This window comes from Nitrincola lacisaponensis (assembly GCF_000691225.1).
Taxonomy (GTDB): Bacteria; Pseudomonadota; Gammaproteobacteria; order Pseudomonadales; family Balneatricaceae; genus Nitrincola; species Nitrincola lacisaponensis.
On record NZ_JMSZ01000032.1, the window covers coordinates 303,586 to 326,113 of the forward strand.

At 51.8% G+C, this 22,528-nt stretch carries 16 protein-coding genes; 13 read left to right on the plus strand and 3 right to left on the minus strand.

Annotated features, from left to right (window positions below; all coding sequences use genetic code 11):
* The first annotated feature begins 66 nt into the window (after nt 1–66).
* The 3 genes from ADINL_RS11555 (at nt 67) to ADINL_RS11565 (ending at nt 6,267) form a co-directional block, all read left to right on the plus strand.
* Complete coding sequence (locus ADINL_RS11555; RefSeq protein ID WP_036547959.1) at nt 67–4,896, plus strand: NAD-glutamate dehydrogenase; 4,830 nt, start codon at nt 67–69, stop codon at nt 4,894–4,896.
* Between the two features lie 53 nt (nt 4,897–4,949).
* Complete coding sequence (locus ADINL_RS11560; protein ID WP_036547961.1) at nt 4,950–5,171, plus strand: DUF2835 family protein; 222 nt, start codon at nt 4,950–4,952, stop codon at nt 5,169–5,171.
* A 67-nt stretch (nt 5,172–5,238) separates the two neighbouring features.
* Nucleotides 5,239–6,267, plus strand: a complete 1,029-nt coding sequence (locus ADINL_RS11565; RefSeq protein ID WP_036547964.1) for a quinone-dependent dihydroorotate dehydrogenase — start codon at nt 5,239–5,241, stop codon at nt 6,265–6,267.
* Between the two features lie 67 nt (nt 6,268–6,334).
* Here ADINL_RS11565 and rmf read toward each other — a convergent pair whose 3' ends face one another.
* Complete coding sequence (gene rmf, locus ADINL_RS16270; protein ID WP_084154488.1) at nt 6,335–6,541, minus strand: ribosome modulation factor; 207 nt, start codon at nt 6,539–6,541, stop codon at nt 6,335–6,337.
* 281 nt (nt 6,542–6,822) lie between these two features.
* On the opposite strand from rmf, the gene rlmKL reads away from it, so the two are divergent.
* Nucleotides 6,823–8,976: a bifunctional 23S rRNA (guanine(2069)-N(7))-methyltransferase RlmK/23S rRNA (guanine(2445)-N(2))-methyltransferase RlmL gene (rlmKL, locus tag ADINL_RS11570; RefSeq protein WP_036547967.1), complete on the plus strand. Its 2,154-nt coding sequence runs from the start codon at nt 6,823–6,825 to the stop codon at nt 8,974–8,976.
* A 50-nt stretch (nt 8,977–9,026) separates the two neighbouring features.
* Here rlmKL and gltA read toward each other — a convergent pair whose 3' ends face one another.
* Nucleotides 9,027–10,301, minus strand: a complete 1,275-nt coding sequence (gene gltA / locus ADINL_RS11575) for a citrate synthase (protein ID WP_036547971.1) — start codon at nt 10,299–10,301, stop codon at nt 9,027–9,029.
* Nucleotides 10,302–10,740: 439 nt separating this feature from the next.
* Between gltA and sdhC the strand changes: the two genes are divergently transcribed.
* The 9 genes from sdhC (at nt 10,741) to sucD (ending at nt 22,046) form a co-directional block, all read left to right on the plus strand.
* The gene (gene sdhC / locus ADINL_RS11580) at nt 10,741–11,118 is read left to right on the plus strand and encodes a succinate dehydrogenase, cytochrome b556 subunit (RefSeq protein ID WP_036547973.1); all 378 of its coding nucleotides are present in this window, start codon (nt 10,741–10,743) and stop codon (nt 11,116–11,118) included.
* The gene (gene sdhD, locus ADINL_RS11585) at nt 11,112–11,459 is read left to right on the plus strand and encodes a succinate dehydrogenase, hydrophobic membrane anchor protein (protein WP_036547977.1); all 348 of its coding nucleotides are present in this window, start codon (nt 11,112–11,114) and stop codon (nt 11,457–11,459) included. Before sdhC ends, sdhD begins: the two co-directional genes overlap by 7 nt.
* Before the next feature lie 3 nt (nt 11,460–11,462).
* Entirely contained in the window at nt 11,463–13,235 is a 1,773-nt protein-coding gene (gene sdhA, locus ADINL_RS11590) for a succinate dehydrogenase flavoprotein subunit (protein ID WP_036547979.1), read from the plus strand.
* 12 nt (nt 13,236–13,247) lie between these two features.
* Entirely contained in the window at nt 13,248–13,952 is a 705-nt protein-coding gene (locus ADINL_RS11595) for a succinate dehydrogenase iron-sulfur subunit (protein WP_036547982.1), read from the plus strand.
* Nucleotides 13,953–14,297: 345 nt separating this feature from the next.
* Complete coding sequence (locus tag ADINL_RS11600) at nt 14,298–17,129, plus strand: 2-oxoglutarate dehydrogenase E1 component (RefSeq protein WP_036547985.1); 2,832 nt, start codon at nt 14,298–14,300, stop codon at nt 17,127–17,129.
* A 47-nt stretch (nt 17,130–17,176) separates the two neighbouring features.
* Nucleotides 17,177–18,391, plus strand: a complete 1,215-nt coding sequence (odhB, locus tag ADINL_RS11605) for a 2-oxoglutarate dehydrogenase complex dihydrolipoyllysine-residue succinyltransferase (protein WP_036547988.1) — start codon at nt 17,177–17,179, stop codon at nt 18,389–18,391.
* Between the two features lie 38 nt (nt 18,392–18,429).
* The gene (gene lpdA / locus ADINL_RS11610; RefSeq protein WP_036547991.1) at nt 18,430–19,866 is read left to right on the plus strand and encodes a dihydrolipoyl dehydrogenase; all 1,437 of its coding nucleotides are present in this window, start codon (nt 18,430–18,432) and stop codon (nt 19,864–19,866) included.
* A 129-nt stretch (nt 19,867–19,995) separates the two neighbouring features.
* Complete coding sequence (gene sucC / locus ADINL_RS11615; protein ID WP_036547994.1) at nt 19,996–21,162, plus strand: ADP-forming succinate--CoA ligase subunit beta; 1,167 nt, start codon at nt 19,996–19,998, stop codon at nt 21,160–21,162.
* A gap of 2 nt (nt 21,163–21,164) precedes the next feature.
* Nucleotides 21,165–22,046 (plus strand): succinate--CoA ligase subunit alpha, encoded by an 882-nt coding sequence (gene sucD, locus ADINL_RS11620; RefSeq protein ID WP_036547997.1) that lies wholly within the window; start codon nt 21,165–21,167, stop codon nt 22,044–22,046.
* Nucleotides 22,047–22,089: 43 nt separating this feature from the next.
* Here the strand turns inward: sucD and ADINL_RS11625 are convergent, their stop codons facing one another.
* Nucleotides 22,090–22,416, minus strand: coding sequence for a DUF3301 domain-containing protein (locus ADINL_RS11625; RefSeq protein ID WP_036548000.1), 327 nt, complete (start codon nt 22,414–22,416; stop codon nt 22,090–22,092).
* Nucleotides 22,417–22,528 lie beyond the last annotated feature (112 nt).

The window sequence follows — 22,528 nt, forward strand, 5'->3', positions numbered from 1 at the left end:
GCCATCAGCTACGCAATTATCCCTTGTGTTATCTGAGGCGAAATAATCACAAAAAGAGAGAGAGATATGCCCTTAAACGTTGCGGAATCAAAGGAAACGCTGCTGGAACGTCTTAAAACTGAAATTCGCAAACGCCTGCCCGACAATAAATCTGAGTTGTTGAATCAGTTTGTCGATAGCTACTACCGAAATACCCCTGAAATGGACCTGCAAAAATGGCGCCCGGATGATTTGTTGGGTGCAACCCTGCACATGTGGGAGTTCGTTCAGGATGCGTCTGTCAGTACGCCTCGGGTGAAAGTGTTTAACCCTGATTTTGAACGCCATGGTTGGCAATCGACTCACACTGTCATTGCCGTTGTTTCTGAAGACCGTCCCTTTATCATTGACTCGCTGAGAATGGAGTTGAATCGGCAGGATGTATCGATACATGCCATCAATAATGTAGTCCTGAGTACTCAGCGAAACAACAAGGGCTTATTAACCGGTCTGAATAAAAGTGACAGTCGTGGCGAATCTGTGGTCGCTATCGAGGTGGATCGTCATACTGATCCGCAGCGTCTGGAGCAGATTCGTGTTGAGCTGCTTGCTGTTCTGGATGAAGTTCGTGCGGCGGTGGATGATTTTGATCTGATGCTGGCGGCCGTTAAAGAACAGACGGAACACTTGAAAAAGCAGGGTTCTGCACTGAAAAAACAGGACCTGAGTGAAGCCAGTGAGTTTCTGGACTGGATGCACACCAATTTTACCTTTCTGGGCTATGAAGTATTTGAACTGAAAAAGTCAGGCAAGAAACAGACTCTGGAACCTGTAGAAGGCTCCGGGCTGGGGTTGCTGCGTGACTGTAACCAGGCATGTCGTGAAAAACTGCTGGATGCTGATAACCTCAATGCAGATCAGCACACGCTGTTGCCCGATCTGATCAGTTTTTCCAAAGCTGCTGCCAAGTCCCGTATTCATCGTCCGGCCTATCCTGACTACATCAGCTTCAAACGCTTTGATGAGCAGGGTAAAGTGGTTGGTGAAGTACGTTTTCTTGGGCTCTATACCTCATCAGTGTATCTGCATTCGCCTCGCAGTATCCCGGTGATCCGTAATAAAATCTCGACCGTCATGCAGAACTCCGGTCTCTATCCGCAAGGGCATGACTGGAAAGAACTGAACCAGATACTGGAAACCTTCCCGCGTGATGATCTGTTCCAGATGCAGGTGGATGAGTTGTCAGCAATGACGCTCGGTATTCTGGAAATTCGTGAGCGTCGCCAGATTCGGGTTTTCCTGCGACGTGATAAGCAGGGACATTATTTCTCAGCTTTGGTGTATGTACCACGCGAGATTTACAGTACTGAATTCCGTGTGCGCTCCGAGACTATCCTGAAACGCATGCTGAACTGTGAACTGGCTGAATTCACCACCTATTTTTCTGAATCGATTCTGGCGCGCACCCAATTCAATTTGCGCCGTGCTGATGGTGAAACGGTTATCGATCAATATGATGTAGCCGATATTGAACACCAGATTCGTGAGGCCGCGCGCAGTTGGGATGAAGATCTCTATGATGCCTTGACCGATGCCATGGGTGAAGAGCAGGGCATTCACAGCTACAACCACTTCAATGGTGGCTTCCCGGCCAGTTATCGGGCGCATTTCTCGGCGCGTACAGCCGTGATTGATATTCAGCACATGCGCAGCATGACTGATAGCAATCCGATCGCGCTGAGCTTCTATCGTGCGCTGGACCGTGAAGAAGATGAAATCAACTTCAAACTCTTCCACTACGGCAACTCATTGCCGTTGTCAGATGTCTTGCCTATTCTGGAAAATCTTGGGCTGCGCGTCATTGATGAGCACCCCTATGAAATCCAGACGCGCGATCAGTGTATCTGGATACATGACTTTAATTTGCGCTATGGCGGTAAGCAGCATGCGTCTATTGAAGCACTGCAGGATACCTTTGAAGATGCCTTCCTGAATATCTGGAAGGGGGCTTGCAGCAGTGATGATTTCAATAAACTGGTGCTGGGTGCCGGTCTGGGGTGGCGTCAGGTAAAAATTCTGCGCGCATACGCGGCATATATGAAGCAGATACGCTTCCCGATCAGTACTGAGGCAGTAAGTGCGGCGTTGAATAATCACGTTGGCATTGCAGCAGAACTGATTAACCTGTTCTACGCACGCTTTGAACCTGAAACAGCTGATAAGCAAAACGCTGATGCTGTAGAGGAGCGAATTCTGGAGGCGCTGGAAAGTGTCGCCAGTCTCAATGAAGATCAGGTCATACGTCAGTACCTGATTCTGATCAAGGCGACGTTACGTACCAATTTCTTCCAGAAGAAAGAGGGGGTACATAAATCCTATATCTCTTTCAAACTGTCGCCGGCTGAAATTCCTGTAATTCCTCAGCCACGCCCGATGTTTGAGATTTTCGTATTCTCTCCACGGGTTGAAGGTGTTCACCTGCGCGGAGGCAAGGTGGCTCGCGGAGGTTTGCGCTGGTCGGATCGTAACGAAGACTTCCGTACAGAAGTCTTGGGTCTGGTGAAGGCGCAGCAGGTCAAGAATGCTGTGATCGTACCCGTGGGTGCCAAGGGTGGTTTTGTCGCCAAGCAGCTGCATCCGGGTATGAGTCGTGATGAGTGGCTTGAAGAGGGTATTACCTGCTACCGCATGTTTATCAGTGCATTGCTGGATATTACAGATAATCTGGTAGAGGGTGAGGTGGTGCCGCCATCTCAGGTGGTGCGACATGATGAAGATGACACCTATCTGGTCGTTGCTGCCGATAAAGGAACGGCAACCTTCTCGGATATCGCCAACAGTATTGCTGAAGAATATAACTTCTGGCTGGGTGATGCCTTTGCTTCCGGTGGAAGCCAGGGGTATGACCACAAGAAAATGGGCATTACAGCCAAGGGTGCCTGGGTATCAGTGGAGCGTCACTTCCGTGAACTGGGTCACAATACCCGCACTGAACCCTTTACTGTGGTGGGTATTGGTGACATGTCGGGAGATGTGTTCGGTAACGGGATGCTGTTATCTGACCAGATCAAGTTGATTGCGGCTTTTAACCATCTGCATATCTTTTTTGATCCGGATCCTGACCCGGCCAGCAGCTTTGCCGAGCGTCAACGTCTGTTTGATCTGCCACGTTCCGGCTGGAATGATTATGACAAGTCACTGATCTCAAAAGGTGGTGGTATATTTGAACGCTCTGCCAAGTCAATTCGACTGACGCCGGAGATGAAAAAATGGCTGGGTGTATCTCAGGCACAGATGACACCGAATGACCTGATTTCAGCGATTCTCAAGTCGCAGTTTGATCTGTTGTGGAACGGTGGTATCGGCACCTACGTCAAGGCCAGTCACGAAAGTCATGCGGATGTGGGTGACAAGGCTAATGACGGGTTGCGCGTGGATGGCTGTGATCTGCAGTGCCGCGTCATCGGTGAGGGTGGTAACCTGGGGATGACTCAGATGGGCCGCATGGAATATGCACGTAATGGTGGCCGACTGAACACTGACTTCATCGACAATGCCGGTGGTGTGGATTGCTCGGACCATGAGGTCAACATCAAAATTCTGCTCAATGGCATGGTGGCAGCAGGGGATATGACCCTGAAGCAGCGCAACAAGCTGTTGGTTGAAATGACGGATGAAGTGTCCTCACTGGTGCTGAAAAACAATTACCGGCAGGTGCAGGCCATTACCCTGGCAGAGCGGCGCTCACTGGTTTCCATGTCCGAGTATCAGCGCTTCATCAGCAAGCTGGAAAGTCAGGGTAAGCTCAATCGCAAGCTGGAGTATTTGCCAGCAGACGAGGTGCTGGATGAACAGCGCCTGGCGGGTAAGGGGCTGAGCCGCCCTGAGCTGTCGGTACTGGTGTCCTACAGCAAGGCTGATCTGAAGGAGCGTTTGCTGCAAACCGAGCTGCCGGATGACGCGTATGTTGCTCGTGAACTGGTGACTGCCTTCCCGCGTCAGATGCGTGAGCAGTTTGCGGATGGCCTGAAAGGACATCGCCTGTGTCGGGAAATCGTCTCAACCCAGGTTGCTAACGAAATTGTTAACCTGATGGGTATCAATTTCGCGGATCGACTGGCGGTATCAACCGGTGCATCGGTTGAGATGATTACCCGTGCCTATGTGCTGGTCAGGGATACCTTCCGCCTGAAATCCTTGTGGAAGCAGATTGAACTGCTGGACTACCAGGTTGATGCCACTATTCAGCTGGAGATGATGGAGCGTCTGCAGTATCTGGCGCGTCATGCTACCCGCTGGTTCCTGCGTAATCGCCGAGGTGGGTTGGATTGCGAACAGGAGCACGCGGTATTCGCCAAACCTTTGCAACAAGTTGCTGAGCATTTGGGCGAGTTGCTCTGTGGTGACCCCAAGGCACAATGGGAAGCCGCGTATCAACGCTACACCGATGCCGGCGTACCTGCTGATCTGGCCAAGGTTGTTGCCGGTTCGGGTGTGCTCTTCTCTGCACTGGGTGTGATCGAGGTGGCGCGTGAACAGCAAGTGGATATGCAGCGAGCTGCACAGGCCTTCTTTGGTCTGGGTGAGCGCTTGCAGTTGCACTGGTTTGCCATGCAGCTGAATGATCTGAGTGTCGAAAACTACTGGCAGGCATTGGCGCGTGACGCCTTCCGTGATGATCTTGACTGGCAGCAACGCGCATTGATGGCCTCTTTGCTGAAGCTGGATGCATCTGCCAAAACAGATACGGCAACTTTGCTGGAGCAGTGGATTGAACTGAATCAGCCTCTGCTGGAGCGTTGGGACAAGGTGCTCAGTGATCTGAAAGTGGCTAAAACGCAGGACTATGCGATGTATACAGTCGCTGTGCGAGAGTTGTATGATCTCGCCCGGACTTGTATTTTTACATCGGATTGACAGGCCTGTTATGGGTGTGCTGTCAGTCCTGAGCGGCTGACAGTACATCACTGATGAAATATGTAATCCTTGACCTGGCGATCAGCCGGGATGAATATATGAAGTATTATCAAGGGCGGGCACTGCAAATTTCTGCCCGTGCCCGTGATGGGCGTATGGTGCGTCTTCCTGCCTCTGTGATGCGTCAGTTCGTCTCCCTTTCCGGCTTGTATGGCAGTTTTGCCGTCTACTATGATGATCAAGGTCGTTTATTGCAGGTCGACAGGCTGAGTTGATACTGTCATTTTTGCTTTGCACAAGGCTATAATAGGAGCCGTTTTTAAAACTCGCTTCGAGACTGCCATGCTATATACCATTGCCCGATCCTTAATGTTTAGACTGGATGCTGAAACTGCGCATAACCTGTCTCTGACCAGCATGAATGTGTTGTCGGAAACCGGCTTGCAGCACCTGGTAGGTGCTCGCACGCGTTCATTGCCTGTAGAAGTCATGGGATTACGCTTTCCGAACCCGGTGGGGCTTGCAGCGGGTCTGGATAAAAATGGAACAGCAGTTGATGGTCTGGCTGCCATGGGATTCGGATTCATTGAAGTGGGAACGGTAACGCCCCGTCCACAGGAAGGTAACCCGCGTCCTCGTATCTTTCGTTTACCTGAGCATAACGCCATTATTAACCGCATGGGGTTCAATAATGCCGGTGTGGATCAGCTGTTAAAAAATCTCGACAAGGCACGGTACAACGGCATTCTTGGTATTAATATTGGCAAAAACAAGGATACGCCGAATAAACAGGCGAATGATGACTACCTCTATTGTCTGCGTCGTGTGTATGATCGTGCCAGCTATGTGACGGTCAATATTTCATCGCCCAATACACCAGGTTTGCGTAGCCTGCAGTTTGGGGATTCACTGAACGGCTTGCTGGATGCGTTGAAAAACGAGCAGGCACGTCTGGCGCGTTTGCATAGCAAATATGTTCCGATTGCGCTGAAAATTGCGCCGGATATGGAAGAGCATGAATTTGAACTGGTCGCCAGTGCGCTGAAAAGCTATGAAATTGATGCTGTGATTGCAACCAATACCACCTTGAGTCGTGAAGGTGTTGAAGACTCGCCATTGGCTCAGGAAGCGGGTGGCTTGAGTGGCGCACCGGTGCGTAACCGCTCTACGGCTGCGATAGCTGCATTGAATCGCTATCTTAATGGTGCGTTGCCTATTATTGGTGTGGGCGGCATTACAGAGCCGTTTGATGCCGCTGAAAAAATCGAAGCGGGCGCCAGTCTGGTGCAGATCTATTCAGGACTTATTTACCGTGGACCACGGTTGATCAATGAATCGGTGAAGGCGATCGAGCCATTGTTGCAACGCTGAAGGATTGCGGCAGGTAAATGATACTGCCGCAACCCTGGCTCCTGTAGCGTTAGTCAAACATCAGAAATTATGCCAAGGTGGGGTTAACTTGTATTGCAGAAACGCCGGACATACCATTCCAGTGTGCTTCGCGTCCTTCTCGCCAACCGTTCATCCAGTGGGATCGTAAATCTACGGCCTGTACTGGGCACTCTTCACGTGATCGTCCGTTCAAGCCGGCAACGAATCCTCGATTATGCAGTGTTGAGCTACGGTCTCGTTTCTGTTTTTTCATAATGCGCCTCTCGATTTCTAATTTTCATCGCGGTACCGGTCTGCCAGAACATCACCGGCACCTGTCGCGTGTGAGCTATAAGGCAATCAGCTCACACCCCTATTAGTATCTGAAATGAGCGGTGTTGGCTATTGATATTAACTATAATGTAACAGAATCTTCATAGAGTTGTGCTTAGCGCGGCTGCACAATTGTTCATTGAATCAATTGTTTAACAGCACCTGAGTGTGCGGCGATTTAGTCGTGAATTATTTTCATCCCTGCGAAACCCCGAGGTCGTGATGACAACAGAAAACCGGAATGCCGATATCAAGCAGTATTTTGTGACCTGTCCTAAAGGTATGGAACAGCTGCTGGCAGATGAATTGACACAACTGGGAGGCGAGGCGGTACGTATGACCGTGGCCGGTGTCAGTTGTCAGGGTGATACACAGCTTGGGTATCGTATTTGTCTGTGGTCACGCTTGGGAAGTCGGGTGTTGTTGCGCCTGCTGGAGGCGCCGGTCAGCACGGCAGATTCACTCTATGATGCGGTGCAGTCGATTGACTGGTTGGCACATCTGCGTCCATCCGGGACGCTCAGTGTCGACTTTAATGGCCGTACGGATGATATACGTAATACTCACTTTGGGGCGCTGAAAGTTAAGGATGCTATTGTTGATCAGATACGGGCGGCTACCGGGCAGCGGCCTGAAATTGACAAGCAGCAGCCTGAGTTGCGTGTGAATGTGCACCTGGCACGAGGACAGGTGGCTGTCTCTCTGGATCTGTCAGGAGACAGCTTGCATCGCCGCGGTTATCGTGCCAAAACCGGTGAAGCACCAATGAAAGAAAATCTGGCGGCAGCCGTGTTGTTGCGGGCGGGTTGGGCCAAGGGTGATGTGCAGGTACTGGTTGACCCCATGTGCGGGTCTGCAACCTTATTAACCGAGGCTGCATTGATCAGTCTGGATATTGCGCCGGGCCTTTATCGTCAGCGTTTTGGTTTTATGCGCTGGCCTGATTTTGATCGGCAGGCCTGGCAGCTTTTGCTGGATGAAGCACAGGCGCGTGCAGAGCAGGGGCGAGCTTCAGTCTCCTTGCGTCTGTATGGCTCAGATCAGGACCCGCAGGTGCTGGCAGCCGCACGAGATAATGTGCGTCGTGCCAAACTGGAGCAGTTTATTCAGTTACAGCAGGGTGAAATGTCTCAGGTCACGCGACCCGAGGATGCGGAGCACGGCTTGCTGGTCACCAATCCCCCTTATGGTGAGCGTTTGGGTGAAACGGGTCAGTTGATGTTTCTTTATCAGCAACTGGGGCAGCTGTTGCGACAGCAGTTTTTTGGCTGGCGCGCGGCAGTGCTGACAGCTGATGCATCGCTCTGTCGGGTGATGGGATTGAAAGCGCACAAGGATTACCAGCTGTTTAATGGTGCGCTGGAGAGCCGTCTGTTCCTGTTTGAGGTCTATGCTGAGCGTGCAGTGTCTGCTGAGCCGGGGCAGCCGGTATTAAGTGAAACCGCCCAGATGTTTGCAAATCGTCTGCAAAAAAATCTGAAAAACCTGCGGCGCTGGGTGCGACAGGAGTCGATTGAATGCTATCGACTCTATGATGCTGATATTCCCGAGTATGCAGTAGCCGTGGATGTCTATGGCGATCAGGTGCTGGTGCAGGAGTACCAGGCTCCCGGCAGTATCGATCCGGTCAAGGCCTTTAACCGGCTTTCAGAGGCGATGGCGGCAACGGCAGTGGTGTTGGAGAAACGGCCTGAGCAGATGGTCCTGAAGCAGCGTAAGCGGCAGCAGGGAACTGAACAGTATCAGCGGCATAATGATACCGGGCATTTTCAGGTGGTTTCTGAGCACGGCTGTCGTTTGCAGGTGAATCTGCAGGACTATCTGGATACGGGGCTGTTTCTTGACCATCGCCCTGTACGTCGCCAGATACAGAGTCTGGCGGCGGGCCAGGATTTCCTTAACCTGTTCTGCTACACCGCCACAGCGACTGTGCACGCGGCCGTGGGTGGTGCGCGATCTACCACCAGCGTGGATATGTCAGCGACCTATCTGGACTGGGCTCGACAGAATCTCAAACTGAATCAGCAGGACATGTCCCGTCATCAATTGGTACGGGAAGATTGCTTCAAGTGGTTAAAGCGTCAGACGCTGCCGGCTTATGATCTGATTTTTATGGATCCGCCGACGTTTTCCAACTCAAAGCGGATGGAAGGGGTGCTGGATGTGCAGCGTGACCATGTGGCCTTGATTGAAGGTGCCATGAGGTTGTTGCGACCCGATGGACTGTTGATTTTTTCCAATAACTATCGGCGTTTCAAGCTGGATTATGACGCCTTGAGTGCCTATCAGATCAAGGATGTCACGCCGCAGACTCTGGATCCGGACTTTAAGCGCAACAGCAAAATACACTGCTGTTTTGAGATTCGCCATCTCTGACAAAAAAAACGCCCGCAGAGCGGGCGTTTTTTGCTGTGTCCGATGACCGATCAGCCCGGATAGTCGCGTTTTTTCGCGCCAGTATAGAGCTGGCGTGGACGACCGATGCGGTTTGGACTGGAGTGGAACTCGTTCCAGTGAGAGATCCAGCCAATCGTGCGGGACATGGCAAAGATCACTGTAAACATGCTGGTCGGGATGCCCATCGCCTTGAGGATGATGCCTGAATAGAAGTCCACATTCGGGTAGAGTTTACGTTCTACGAAGTAGGGATCTTCAAGTGCTATTTCTTCCAGGCGAGAAGCGATTTTCAGCAATGGATCGCTGATACCCAGTTCAGCCAGGACCTCGTCGCAGGTTTTCTTCATCACGCGTGAGCGCGGATCGAAGTTACGGTAAACGCGGTGACCGAAGCCCATCAGGCGGAACGGGTCGTTTGGATCTTTGGCGCGCTGGATAAACTCAGGGATGTTGGATTCATCACCGATCTCTTCCAGCATCGTCAGTACAGCCTCATTCGCACCGCCGTGTGCCGGTCCCCAGAGCGCTGCAATACCTGCAGCAATACAGGCAAACGGGTTGGCCCCGGAGGAGCCTGCCAGGCGTACTGTCGAGGTGGATGCATTCTGCTCATGGTCAGCATGCAGCGTGAAGATGCGATCCATTGCGCGCACCAGAACCGGGCTGACTTCATAGTCCGAGCAGGGTGTTGAGAACATCATGCGCAAGAAGTTTTCAGCGTAACCGCGATCATTGCGTGGGAACATGAACGGCTGGCCAATGGAGTACTTGTAGCACATGGCGGCCAGTGTTGGCATTTTGGCAATCAGACGATATGCACAGACTTCCCGGTGATGGGCGTTGTTAATATCCAGAGAGTCATGGTAGAAGGCAGACAGTGCACCAACCACGCCACACATGATCGCCATGGGGTGAGCGTCACGACGGAAGCCTTTATAGAAAGAAATCAGTTGCTCATGCACCATGGTGTGATTGCTGATGGTGTTGACAAAGGCTTTCTTCTGCTCGGCATCAGGCAATTCGCCATTCAGCAACAGATAGCAGACTTCCAGGTAATCGGATTTTTCTGCCAGTTGGTCTATCGGGTAACCGCGGTGCAGCAGAATACCCTTGTCGCCATCAATGTAGGTGATCTGAGATTCACAGGCAGCCGTGGATACAAAGCCGGGGTCATAGGTAAAAAGACCTTTGCCAGTCAGCGGACGCACATCGATAACATCTGGACCCTCGGTGCCAGAATACACAGGCAATTCTATGGTTTCGTCCAGACCATCGACCGTCAAACGCGCTTTCTTGTCAGCCATAAATTGGCTCCTATCATTCGGTTATAATTACAATGACTTATCACTTAGCCACTTGATTACATTGTCAGGTACTACCTGAATGAGAACTCGACAACTATAGAGGTTGATGAAGGTTTGTCAATTCAACCTAAAGATGAATACCGCATTGCAGCAACCTGTGTATGTGTGTGATCCGGGTGATCCAATTCTGTGCCGTTTGCATAAGAGGCCGGGATAGCCGTGCTCTAAGGGCTTCCAGGGGTGTTAGACCATTGTTGTACAGGCGTCAAGTCGCGTTGTATTCAAAGTCGTAAATGTCTATACTCCGTGCCCTGAGTTGACATTGTACACTTGTGCAATGGCACACATGTGCAATGCCGGTTCGGCAAATCGAACTACTGCTTCTAAGCACTTCCAGTAACCCGTCCTGCAAAGGGACTCAAAAGTGTGAACTAGAGCCGTGAACAAAAAACGACCTGTAAACCTAGATCTGCAAACCATCAAACTGCCACTTCCGGCGGTCACCTCGATACTGCATCGTGTCACGGGTGTAGCACTGTTTTTCGGTGCCATCTTTGCCATGTATCTGTTGGGGTTGTCACTGGAATCCCAGTCAGGCTTCAATGCCGCGGCTGATCTTCTCCGGGATAGTTTCCTGGCAAAACTCATCACATGGGGATTTGTATCTGCACTGTTGTACCACCTCGTTGCAGGTGTCAAACATCTGATTATGGATTTTGGCTACTGTGAAGAGCTGGAATCAGGTCGTCTGGCTGCTAAAGTCACCCTGATTGCCGGTGTTGTGCTGGTCCTTCTGGCAGGAGTATGGATATGGTAACAAGTATTACAAGTTTTGGCCGTAGCGGCCTGTATGACTGGATGATGCAGCGTGTAACCGCTGTCGTACTCATGGCATACACGCTTTTCATGATCGGCTACCTGCTGTTCAGTTCGGATCTGAGCTATGCCCAGTGGACAGGCCTTTTCCAGAACACAGCAATGCGCATCTTCACCCTGCTGGCGATTCTGTCGCTGGTAGCACACGCATGGATCGGTCTCTGGTCGGTTTCCACTGACTACATCAAACAGACCGGTATCCGTTTCGTGTTTCAGTCCGTTTGTGGCCTGCTGGCGTTTGTTTACGTCGTGTGGGGCATTCAGATTCTGTGGGGTGTCTAAAAGATGACTAAGCTGCGAACTTTAACTTTTGATGCCATTGTTGTCGGTGGTGGTGGTGCGGGCATGCGTGCTGCACTGCAGTTGGCCCAGTCTGGCCTGAAAACTGCTTGTGTCACCAAAGTATTCCCGACCCGTTCACACACGGTATCCGCTCAGGGTGGTATTACCTGTGCGATTGCCAGTGCGGATCCGAATGATGACTGGCGCTGGCATATGTATGACACCGTCAAGGGTTCCGATTATATCGGTGACCAGGATGCGATCGAGTATATGTGCTCAGTCGGTCCTCAGGCGGTGTTTGAGCTGGATCATATGGGGATGCCTTTCTCCCGTACTGAAATTGGCCGTATCTATCAGCGTCCTTTCGGTGGCCAGTCCAAGGGGCCTGATAACCCCACTCAGGCTGCGCGTACCTGTGCAGCTGCTGACCGTACCGGTCATGCGCTGTTGCATACGCTGTATCAGGCGAACATGAAAGCCGGTACGACTTTCCTGAACGAATGGTATGCCGTTGATCTGGTTAAAAACGCTGATGGTGCTGTTGTCGGCTGTATTGCGATCTGTATCGAAACCGGTGAAACCGTTTACATCAAGTGTAAGGCAACTGTTCTGGCAACAGGTGGTGCTGGCCGTATCTATGCCTCTACGACTAATGCACTGATCAACACTGGTGACGGTGTTGGTATGGCATTGCGCGTAGGTATCCCGGCTCAGGATATGGAAATGTGGCAGTTCCATCCAACCGGTATTGCCGGTGCCGGTGTTCTGGTCACAGAAGGCTGTCGTGGTGAGGGTGGTTACCTGATCAACAAAGATGGTGAGCGCTTCATGGAGCGTTATGCGCCGAACGCCAAAGACCTGGCGGGTCGTGACGTGGTTGCGCGTTCCATGATCCTGGAAATTCTGGAAGGTCGTGGCTGTGGTCCGGATGGCGATCACGTGCTGCTGAAACTGGATCACCTGGGTGAAGAAGTGTTGCATTCTCGTCTGCCAGGTATCTGTGAACTGTCGAAAACCTTCGCAGCAACAGATCCGGTTAAAGAGCCTGTGCCGGTTGTGCCAACCTGTCACTATATGATGGGTGGTCTGGCGACCAATATCGGTGGTCAGGTAATTGCGCCTGATGCTGAGGGTAATGATCACATCATCGACGGTCTGTTTGCCTGTGGCGAAGTGGCGTGTGTATCTGTACACGGTGCTAACCGTCTGGGTGGTAACTCATTGCTTGACCTGGTGGTGTTTGGCCGTGCGGCTGGTATGCAGATCGAGCAGCAGATGCGCGAAGGCTATGAAGTCAAAGATGCGACGGATGCTGATATCGAAGCAGCCATGGCGCGTCTGAATCGCCTGAACAACTCTACCGGTGGTGAGCGTGTTGCAGATGTCCGCAAGGAGCTGCAGAGCACCATGCAGTTGTACTTCGGGGTATTCCGTGACGGCGAAAGCATGCAGAAAGGTCTGGATATTCTTGGCCAGATCCGTCGCAAGGTTGAAAACCTGCATCTGGAAGACAAGAGTCAGGCATTCAATACCTCGCGTATTGAGGCGTTGGAACTGGAGAACCTGCTGGAAGTTGCTGAAGCAACTGCAGTGGCTGCTGTTGAGCGTAAAGAGTCTCGCGGTGCACATGCGCGTAATGACTTCACCGAACGTGATGACGAAAACTGGCTGTGCCATTCGATCTATTTCCCGGTGGACAAGCGTATAGGTAAGCGTGCGGTTAACTTTGCGCCCAAAACAGTGGATGCGTTCCCGCCCAAGGTCAGAACTTACTAAGAGGCTGATGATATGCTGGTAAGTGTATACAGATATAACCCTGAAACCGATGATGCACCTTACATGCAGGATGTTCATATCGACATCCCGGGTGGCAAGGACATCATGGTACTGGACCTGCTCCAGTTGCTGAAAGAAAAAGATCCGACCATGACATTCCGTCGTTCATGCCGTGAAGGTGTGTGCGGTTCAGATGGTATGAACATGAATGGCAAAAACGGCCTGGCTTGTATCACAGCGCTGTCTCAGGTAGTGGAAAAGGACAAACTGGTCCTGCGTCCGCTGCCCGGTCTGCCTGTGATTCGTGACCTGGTTGTTGATATGAGCCAGTTCTACCGTCAGTACGAGAAGGTCAAGCCGTTCCTGATCAACGATACGCCAGCGCCTGCGATTGAGCGTTTGCAGAGCCCTGAGGACCGTGCCGAACTGGATGGTCTGTATGAGTGTATCCTGTGTGCATGCTGCTCAACAGCCTGTCCGTCGTTCTGGTGGAACCCTGACAAGTTCATCGGGCCATCAGGTCTGCTGCAGGCTTACCGCTTCCTGGCGGATACGCGTGACACTGCGCGTGAACAGCGTCTCGCAGAGCTGGATGATCCTTTCAGTGTTTTCCGCTGCCACGGCATCATGAACTGTGTGAATGTATGCCCCAAGGGGCTGAACCCAACCAAAGCGATTGGCAAGATTCGTAACCTGCTGCTGCAGCGTGCGACCTGATCCTGAGGTGGTTTAAAAAAACGGCGCCCAGGCGCCGTTTTTGTTTTTTGACCCAGTAATGACCCTGTTAAGTTCCCGGTTATAAGGATATGCCCGAGAGTGCTTTTAAGGGTAGCTACGTACCCATAAGGTCTATGTTACCGCCCGGGATTATTTTCTGTAGAATTTCCGGTGGATCAACTGTGTTAAGCACAGCAGAAAAGTCGTAAAATACTACGAATGCCTCCTGTGTATTGCTCAGGCAGCATCCAAAACGGTAATCAGCTAAGAGGAAGCCAGCCAAGTGTGGTGAGGAGTGGTGCAGCCTTGCCGGACAGCTTACCTCAGACTCAGGGTGAAATAATAATGCAAGACAGCATGATGGAGCTGATGTGGAAGAACGCACACCTGTACGGTGGCAATCTTTCATATGTTGAACAACTATACGAAACCTACCTGCTAGATCCCAATGCCGTTCCCCAGGAGTGGCGCGAAGAATTTGATCGTCTGCCAAAGACGGGCGATAACCTGACCCAGGATATCCCGCACGCTCCAATCCGTGACCATTTTCAGCTGTTGGCCAAAACCCAGCGCCGTGCCGGTCCAGTGGTTGAAGGCAGTGTCAGTTCAGAGCATGAGAAAAAACAGGTGCGTGTACTGCGCATGATCAATGCGTATCGTGTACGTGGACATCAGGTTGCCAAGATCGATCCGCTTAACCTGTTGGACCGTCCACCGGTTCCGGATCTTGATTTGCGTTTCCACGAGCTTTCTGAAGCTGATTACGACACCACTTTCCAGTTGGGTTCACTGTTCTTCGGCAGTGAAGAAGCGCCGCTGAAAACAATCGTTGAAGATCTGAAAAAGACCTACTGTTCATCAGTGGGTGCAGAGTACATGCACATTGTCGATACCCAGGAGAAACGCTGGATTCAGGCACGCATGGAACCTGTTCGCTGTGATCCGGTACTGGATGCACAGACCCGTGTACATATACTGGAGCGCCTGACCGCAGCGGAAGGTCTGGAAAAATACCTGGGCTCGCGTTACGCCGGTGCCAAGCGTTTTGGTGTTGAGGGTGGTGAGTCGCTGATTCCCTGCCTGGACGAACTGATTCAGCGCGCTGGTAAAGACGGTGCCAAAGAAGTCGTGATCGGCATGGCGCACCGTGGCCGTCTGAACGTACTGGTCAATATCTTCGGTAAAAACCCATCCGATCTGTTTGGTGAGTTTGAAGGCAAAAAACTGCTGGAAACTTCCGGTGACGTGAAATACCACCAGGGTTTCTCTTCAAACATCATGACTGCTGGCGGTGAAGTGCATCTGGCAATGGCGTTCAACCCATCCCATCTGGAGATCGTTTCCCCAGTGGTTGAGGGTTCGGTACGTGCCCGCCAGGATCGTCGTCAGGACGAAGTGGGCAACTCGGTTATTCCAGTCTCCATCCATGGTGATGCTGCTTTCGCAGGCCAGGGCGTGGTGATGGAAACCTTCCAGATGTCCCAGACACGTGCCTACAAAACCGGTGGTACGATTCACATCGTGATCAATAACCAGGTTGGTTTCACCACATCCAAGAAAGAAGACGCGCGCTCTTCTGAATACTGCACCGATGTGGCAAAAATGGTTCAGGCGCCGATCTTCCATGTGAATGGCGATGACCCTGAAGCCGTTCGCTTTGTCACTCAGTTGGCACTGGATTACCGTAACGAGTTCAACAAAGATGTTGTGATCGATCTGGTTTGCTATCGCCGTCGTGGCCATAACGAAGCGGATGAGCCATCAGGTACCCAGCCCTTGATGTACAAACAGATCAAGGTGCAGAAAACCACCCGTGAACTCTATGCTCAGCGTCTGATTGATGAAGCCGTCATCTCTGCTGATGAAAGCAAAGAGATGGAGCAGAATTACCGTAAAGCACTGGAAAATGGTGAGCATGTCGCCAACGCTCTGGTGCTGGAACCGAATACTGAACTGTTTGTTGACTGGAAGCCTTATCTTGGTCACCAGTGGAGCTTTGACGCTGATACCCGTGTGGATATCAAATTGCTTCAGGAACTGGGGCAGAAAATGTGCCGTTTCCCGGAAGGCTTCCCGATTCAGCGTCAGGTTCAGAAAATTTATGATGACCGTGTGCGCATGGCCGCCGGTGGTATGGAAATCAACTGGGGCTTTGCTGAGACACTGGCCTATGCCACCTTGTTGGCTGAAGGACACCCAGTACGCCTCACAGGTCAGGACGTAGGGCGTGGTACTTTCTCACATCGTCATGCCGTCGTTCACAGCCAGAAAGATGCCAGCACCTACATCCCGCTGCAGCATCTGGCTGAAGATCAACCCGATTTTGATATTTATGATTCCTTCCTGTCGGAAGAAGCCGTTCTGGCATTTGAATATGGTTACGCCACCACCATGCCTAACACCATGGTGATCTGGGAAGCGCAGTTCGGTGATTTTGCCAACGGTGCCCAGGTTGTGATTGACCAGTTCATTACCAGTGGTGAACACAAGTGGGGCCGTCTGTGCGGCTTGACAATGTTGTTGCCGCACGGTTTTGAAGGACAGGGTCCAGAGCACTCGTCTGCACGCCTGGAGCGATTCCTGCAATTGTGTGCTGAACACAATATTCAGGTCGCTGTACCCACCACGCCGTCTCAGATTTTCCATCTGTTGCGCCGTCAGGTGACTCGCCCGTTGCGCAAGCCGCTGGTAGTCATGTCACCTAAATCTCTGCTGCGTCACAAGCAAGCTGTCTGCTCGCTTGAAGATCTGGCTGAGGGTACTTTCCAGCCGATAATTCCGGAAGTGGACAAGCTGGATCCGAAGAAAGTGAAGCGTCTGGTAATGTGTAGCGGCAAGGTCTACTACGATCTGTACAACCGTCGCGCAGAGCTTGAAAAAGACGATGTCGCGATTGTTCGTATCGAGCAGCTGTATCCCTTCCCGGAAGCGCATCTGGCCAGTGCTATTGCCGACTATACCAACCTCGAGTCTGTGGTGTGGTGTCAGGAAGAGCCGATGAACCAGGGTGCCTGGTATTGCAGTCAGCACCATATGCGCCACGTATTGCAGAAACATAACCCGAAACTATTCCTCGAAGGTGTTGGCAGACCACATGCCGCAGCTCCGGCGGTGGGTTATATCTCTGTACACGTTGAGCAGCAGGAAAAGCTGGTTAATGAAGCGATTAATGGTTAATAACACGTTCGAATGAACTACTGAGCAGCATACATAAAGGAAAGAACATGAGTATCGAAATCAAAGCACCCACATTTCCTGAATCGGTAGCCGACGGTACTGTGGCAACCTGGCACAAACAGCCTGGCGAAGCCTGTGCAACTGACGAACTGATCGTCGATATTGAAACCGACAAGGTTGTACTGGAAGTCGTTGCACCGGCTGACGGCGTGATCAAAGAGATTCTGAAGGGTGAGGGCGATACCGTTCTCAGCGAAGAAATTCTGGCGATCTTCGAAGCGGGTGCTGTTGCCAGTGCCGCTCCGGCCGCTGAAGCAGCGCCTCAGGCGGATGCTGACAGCAGTGCGACCGATGCTGAAAAGATCGGTCCGGCTGCACGCAAGCTGATTGATGAAAATAACCTGGATGCCACCCAGATCAAGGGTACTGGCAAAAATGGTGGTATCACCAAGGAAGATGTACAGAACTTCTTGAACAGCCGTGGCAGTGCCCCTGCCGCTGCAGCCGCTGCACCCAAAGCCGCCGCTGCACCGGTTGCGCTGAATGTGCCGGTTGGTGAGCGCGTCGAGAAACGTGTACCTATGACGCGTCTGCGCGCCACCATCGCCAAGCGCCTGGTTGAAGCACAGCAGAATGCAGCGATGTTGACTACCTACAACGAAGTCAACATGAAGCCGGTCATGGAGTTGCGCAAGCAGTACAAAGATCTGTTTGAAAAGACTCACAATGGTACCCGTCTGGGCTTCATGTCCTTCTTCGTTAAAGCAGCAACTGAAGCACTGAAACGCTTCCCGGCTGTTAACGCGTCAATCGATGGCAATGACATGGTTTACCATGGCTATCAGGATATCGGTGTTGCGGTATCAACCGAGCGTGGTCTGATGGTACCGGTGCTGCGTGATACTGACAGCATGAGCCTGGCTGATGTTGAAGCCACCATCGCTGACTTCGGCAAGCGTGGTCGTGATGGCAAACTGGGTATGGATGACATGCAGGGTGGTACCTTCACCATCACTAACGGTGGTGTATTTGGTTCACTGATGTCAACGCCTATCCTGAATCCGCCACAGACAGCAATTCTGGGTATGCACAAGATCCAGGAACGCCCCATGGCTGTTAACGGCCAGGTGGTGATCCTGCCGATGATGTACCTGGCACTGTCATACGACCATCGTATGATTGATGGTAAGGAAGCGGTACAATTCCTGGTGACAATCAAAGATCTTCTTGAAGATCCTGCGCGTCTGCTGCTTGAAGTCTAAGCGCTGATAGAACCTCACCCGAAAAACAGGATAGATGAATGTCTGACAAGTTTGATGTAATTGTAATTGGTGCGGGCCCTGGTGGTTATGTTGCGGCTATCCGTGCGGCTCAGCTGGGTCTGAAAACAGCCTGTGTGGAAAAGTGGGTTGATGACAAGGGTGCTGCTGTTTTAGGTGGAACCTGTCTGAACGTCGGCTGTATCCCATCCAAGGCGTTGCTGGAGACCACCCATAAAATGCACGAAGCCCAGCATGGCTTCGCAGCTCAGGGTATCATGGCGGACAACGTGCGCATGGATACCAAGCAGATGGTGGCGCGCAAAAACCAGATCGTTAAGAACCTGACAGGTGGTATCGCCGGTCTGTTCAAGGCCAATGGTGTGACGCTGCTGCAGGGTAAAGGCAAACTGCTGGCGAACAAGCAGGTGGAAGTGACTGCAGCAGATGGCAGCGTCAGTCTGCATGAAGCTGAAAACGTCATCCTGGCAGCAGGTTCCGTACCGGTTGAGATTCCACCAGCGCCGCTGACTGAAGGCCTGATTCTGGACAACGCCGGTGCGCTGGATATCGATGAAGTGCCCAAGCGTCTGGGTATCATCGGTGCCGGTGTTATCGGTCTGGAAATGGGATCTATCTGGGCACGCTGTGGCTCTGAAGTCACCGTGCTGGAAGCCATGGACTCTTTCCTGTCACTGGCCGATCAGGATGTAGCCAAAGAAGCCTACAAACTGATGACCAAGCAGGGTCTGGACATCAAGCTGGGTGCACGTTGCACCGGCACTGAAGTCAAAGGCAAAGAAGTTACCGTTAAGTATACCGATGCCCAGGGTGAGCAGGAGCTGGTGGTTGACAAGCTGATCGTAGCTGTTGGCCGTCGTCCGCTGACACAGGGTCTGGTGGGTGACGACAGTGGTGTCAAACTGGACGAGCGTGGTTTCATCTTTGTTGATGAGCAGTGCCGTACCAATGCACCTGGCGTATACGCCATCGGTGATATCGTTCGTGGACCGATGCTGGCACATAAAGCCTCTGAAGAGGGCATTATGGTTGTCGACATCATTGCAGGCCACAAGGCTCAGCTGAACTATGACTGCATCCCGAACATCATCTACACCTTCCCGGAGCTGGCTTGGGTTGGCAAAACCGAGCAAGAACTGAAAAACGAAGGTGTTGCAATCAAAGTCGGTAAGTTCCCGTTTGCTGCTTCTGGCCGTGCCATGGCAGCCAATGCGACTGAAGGTTTCGTCAAGATGATTGCTGATGAAAAGACCGATCGTATTCTGGGTGTGCATATCGTTGGTGGTATCGCCTCGGAACTGATCGCTCAGGCAGTGATCGCGATGGAATTCTGTTCAACTGCGGAAGACCTGCAGATGACAGTATTTGCTCACCCAACAGTGAGTGAAGCGGTTCATGAAGCCGCACTGGCTGTGGATAACCATGCTATCCATGTGGCCAACCGTAAAAAACGCTAACCTGACGGACTGCAGTGCAGTGACAGGCCAAAAGCCTGTCTCACTGCAGCTGTAGTTCACATAAGGTGCAGTCAGCGGTTAACAGCCCTGTGCTGTACATGTTTAATCGATAATTCAACGGATCAGAACATGAACCTTCATGAGTACCAAGGCAAGCAACTGTTTGCTCAATATGGTCTACCGGTTTCCAAAGGTATCGCGGTAGATACTCCAGATGAGGCTGCAGCAGCAGCTGAAAAGATTGGTGGTGATAAGTGGGTTGTTAAAGCCCAGGTTCACGCAGGCGGACGTGGTAAGGCTGGCGGCGTCAAGCTGGTAGATTCTCCTGCTGAAGCAAAAGCATTTGCTGAAAAATGGCTGGGACAGCGTCTGGTAACTTACCAGACAGATGCCAATGGTCAGCCAGTTTCCAAAATTCTGGTAGAAACCTGTACAGATATCGCCAATGAGCTGTACCTGGGTGCCGTCGTTGACCGTTCTTCACGCCGTATCGTTTTCATGGCTTCTACTGAAGGCGGTGTTGAAATCGAGAAAGTCGCACACGAAACGCCTGAAAAAATTCTGAAGGCAACCATTGATCCGCTGACTGGCGCTCAGCCTTACCAGGGCCGCGAGCTGGCGTTCAAACTGGGCCTGCAGGGTGATCAGATCAAGCAGTTCGTCAATATCTTCCTGGGTCTGGCGAAGATGTTTGAAGAAAAAGATCTGGCGCTGCTGGAAATCAACCCGCTGGTCATCACTGATGCCGGTAACCTGCACTGTCTGGATGCCAAAATCGTTATCGACAGCAATGCGGTATACCGTCACAAAGATCTGCAGGCAATGCATGATCCGTCTCAGGACGACGAGCGTGAAGCACACGCCGCTCAGTGGGAACTGAACTACGTTGCACTGGAAGGTAACATCGGTTGTATGGTCAATGGTGCCGGTCTGGCGATGGGTACCATGGACATCGTTAAACTGCACGGCGGTCAGCCAGCCAACTTCCTGGATGTTGGTGGTGGTGCAACCAAAGAGCGTGTTACTGAAGCCTTCAAGATCATCCTGTCTGACAGCACTGTCAGTGCCGTTCTGGTTAACATCTTCGGTGGTATCGTACGCTGCGACCTGATTGCTGATGGTATTATCGGTGCGGTGAAAGAAGTTGGCGTGAACGTTCCAGTCGTTGTTCGTCTGGAAGGTAACAATGCTGAACTGGGCGCACAGCGTCTGGCCGAATCCGGTCTCGATATCATTGCGGCGACAAGTCTGACGGACGCTGCTCAGCAGGTTGTTAAAGCCGCGGAGGGTAAATAATCATGTCGGTTCTGATTAATAAAGACACTAAAGTCATCTGTCAGGGTTTCACTGGCGGTCAGGGTACTTTCCATTCAGAGCAGGCGATTGCTTACGGTACTAAAATGGTCGGTGGTGTTACACCGGGCAAAGGCGGTACTGAGCACCTGGGCTTGCCCGTATTCAACACTGTTGCTGAAGCAGTTGAAGCGACTGGCGCTGATGCATCTGTTATTTACGTACCGGCAGCTTTCTGTAAGGATTCTATCCTGGAAGCGGCTAACGGCGGTATCAAGCTGATCGTTTGTATCACTGAAGGCATCCCGACTCTGGACATGCTGGAATGTAAAGTGAAGTGTGACGAACTGGGTGTACGCCTGATCGGTCCAAACTGCCCGGGTGTTATCACCCCGGGTGAGTGCAAGATCGGTATCATGCCTGGCCATATCCACCTGCCTGGCAAAGTCGGTATCGTTTCACGTTCAGGTACACTGACATATGAAGCCGTCAAACAGACTACAGATGCTGGCTTCGGCCAGTCTACCTGTGTTGGTATCGGTGGTGACCCAATTCCGGGTTCCAACTTCATCGACATTCTGAAGCTGTTCCAGGAAGATCCACAGACTGAAGCGATTGTCATGATCGGTGAGATCGGTGGTTCTGCTGAAGAAGAAGCGGCTGCTTACATCAAAGAAAACGTCACCAAGCCTGTTGTGTCTTACATTGCCGGTGTCACTGCACCTGCAGGCAAGCGCATGGGTCATGCTGGTGCGATCATCTCTGGCGGTAAAGGTACTGCTGATGAGAAGTTTGCCGCACTGGAAGACGCTGGCGTCAAGACTGTGCGTTCACTGGCCGATATCGGCAAGGCACTGTCTGAAATCACCGGTTGGGCGATGAAGTAATATCATCCTCTCGCTGTACAGTTCGCCCGCATTGCGGGCGAACTTATTCCGGTATCCTGTAGGGCTCTGTGGTAATACCGGCCAGTCGTTGCCCATGTAACACCACTGTCCCTTGATAGCGCTCATCCCCTGTACTGGTAAATTCAAATCGATAGCGTCGACGCAACACCGATTGACCGGTGTGTGGATCACGCTGAAACCCCATTCCTTTTAGCGCAACACTTTGATCCAGCAGCTGTAAGCCCTCGCGATCACAATAGTGTTTTACCGCTTTCAGCGCAATTTCGCGCATCTTCAGATTCTGCCACCAAAACAGTGCCAGACACCCGAGTAAACAAAACCAGATCAAGGCTTGCAGATCAAACCACATCGATAGGCTCCTTCGCCGTGAAGAGATGTACTGAATGGCGCAGTGTAGCATTGAGTGAAGTGGTTCACCCAGCAGGATGACAATACTTGACAGAAATAGTATGGTATAGATC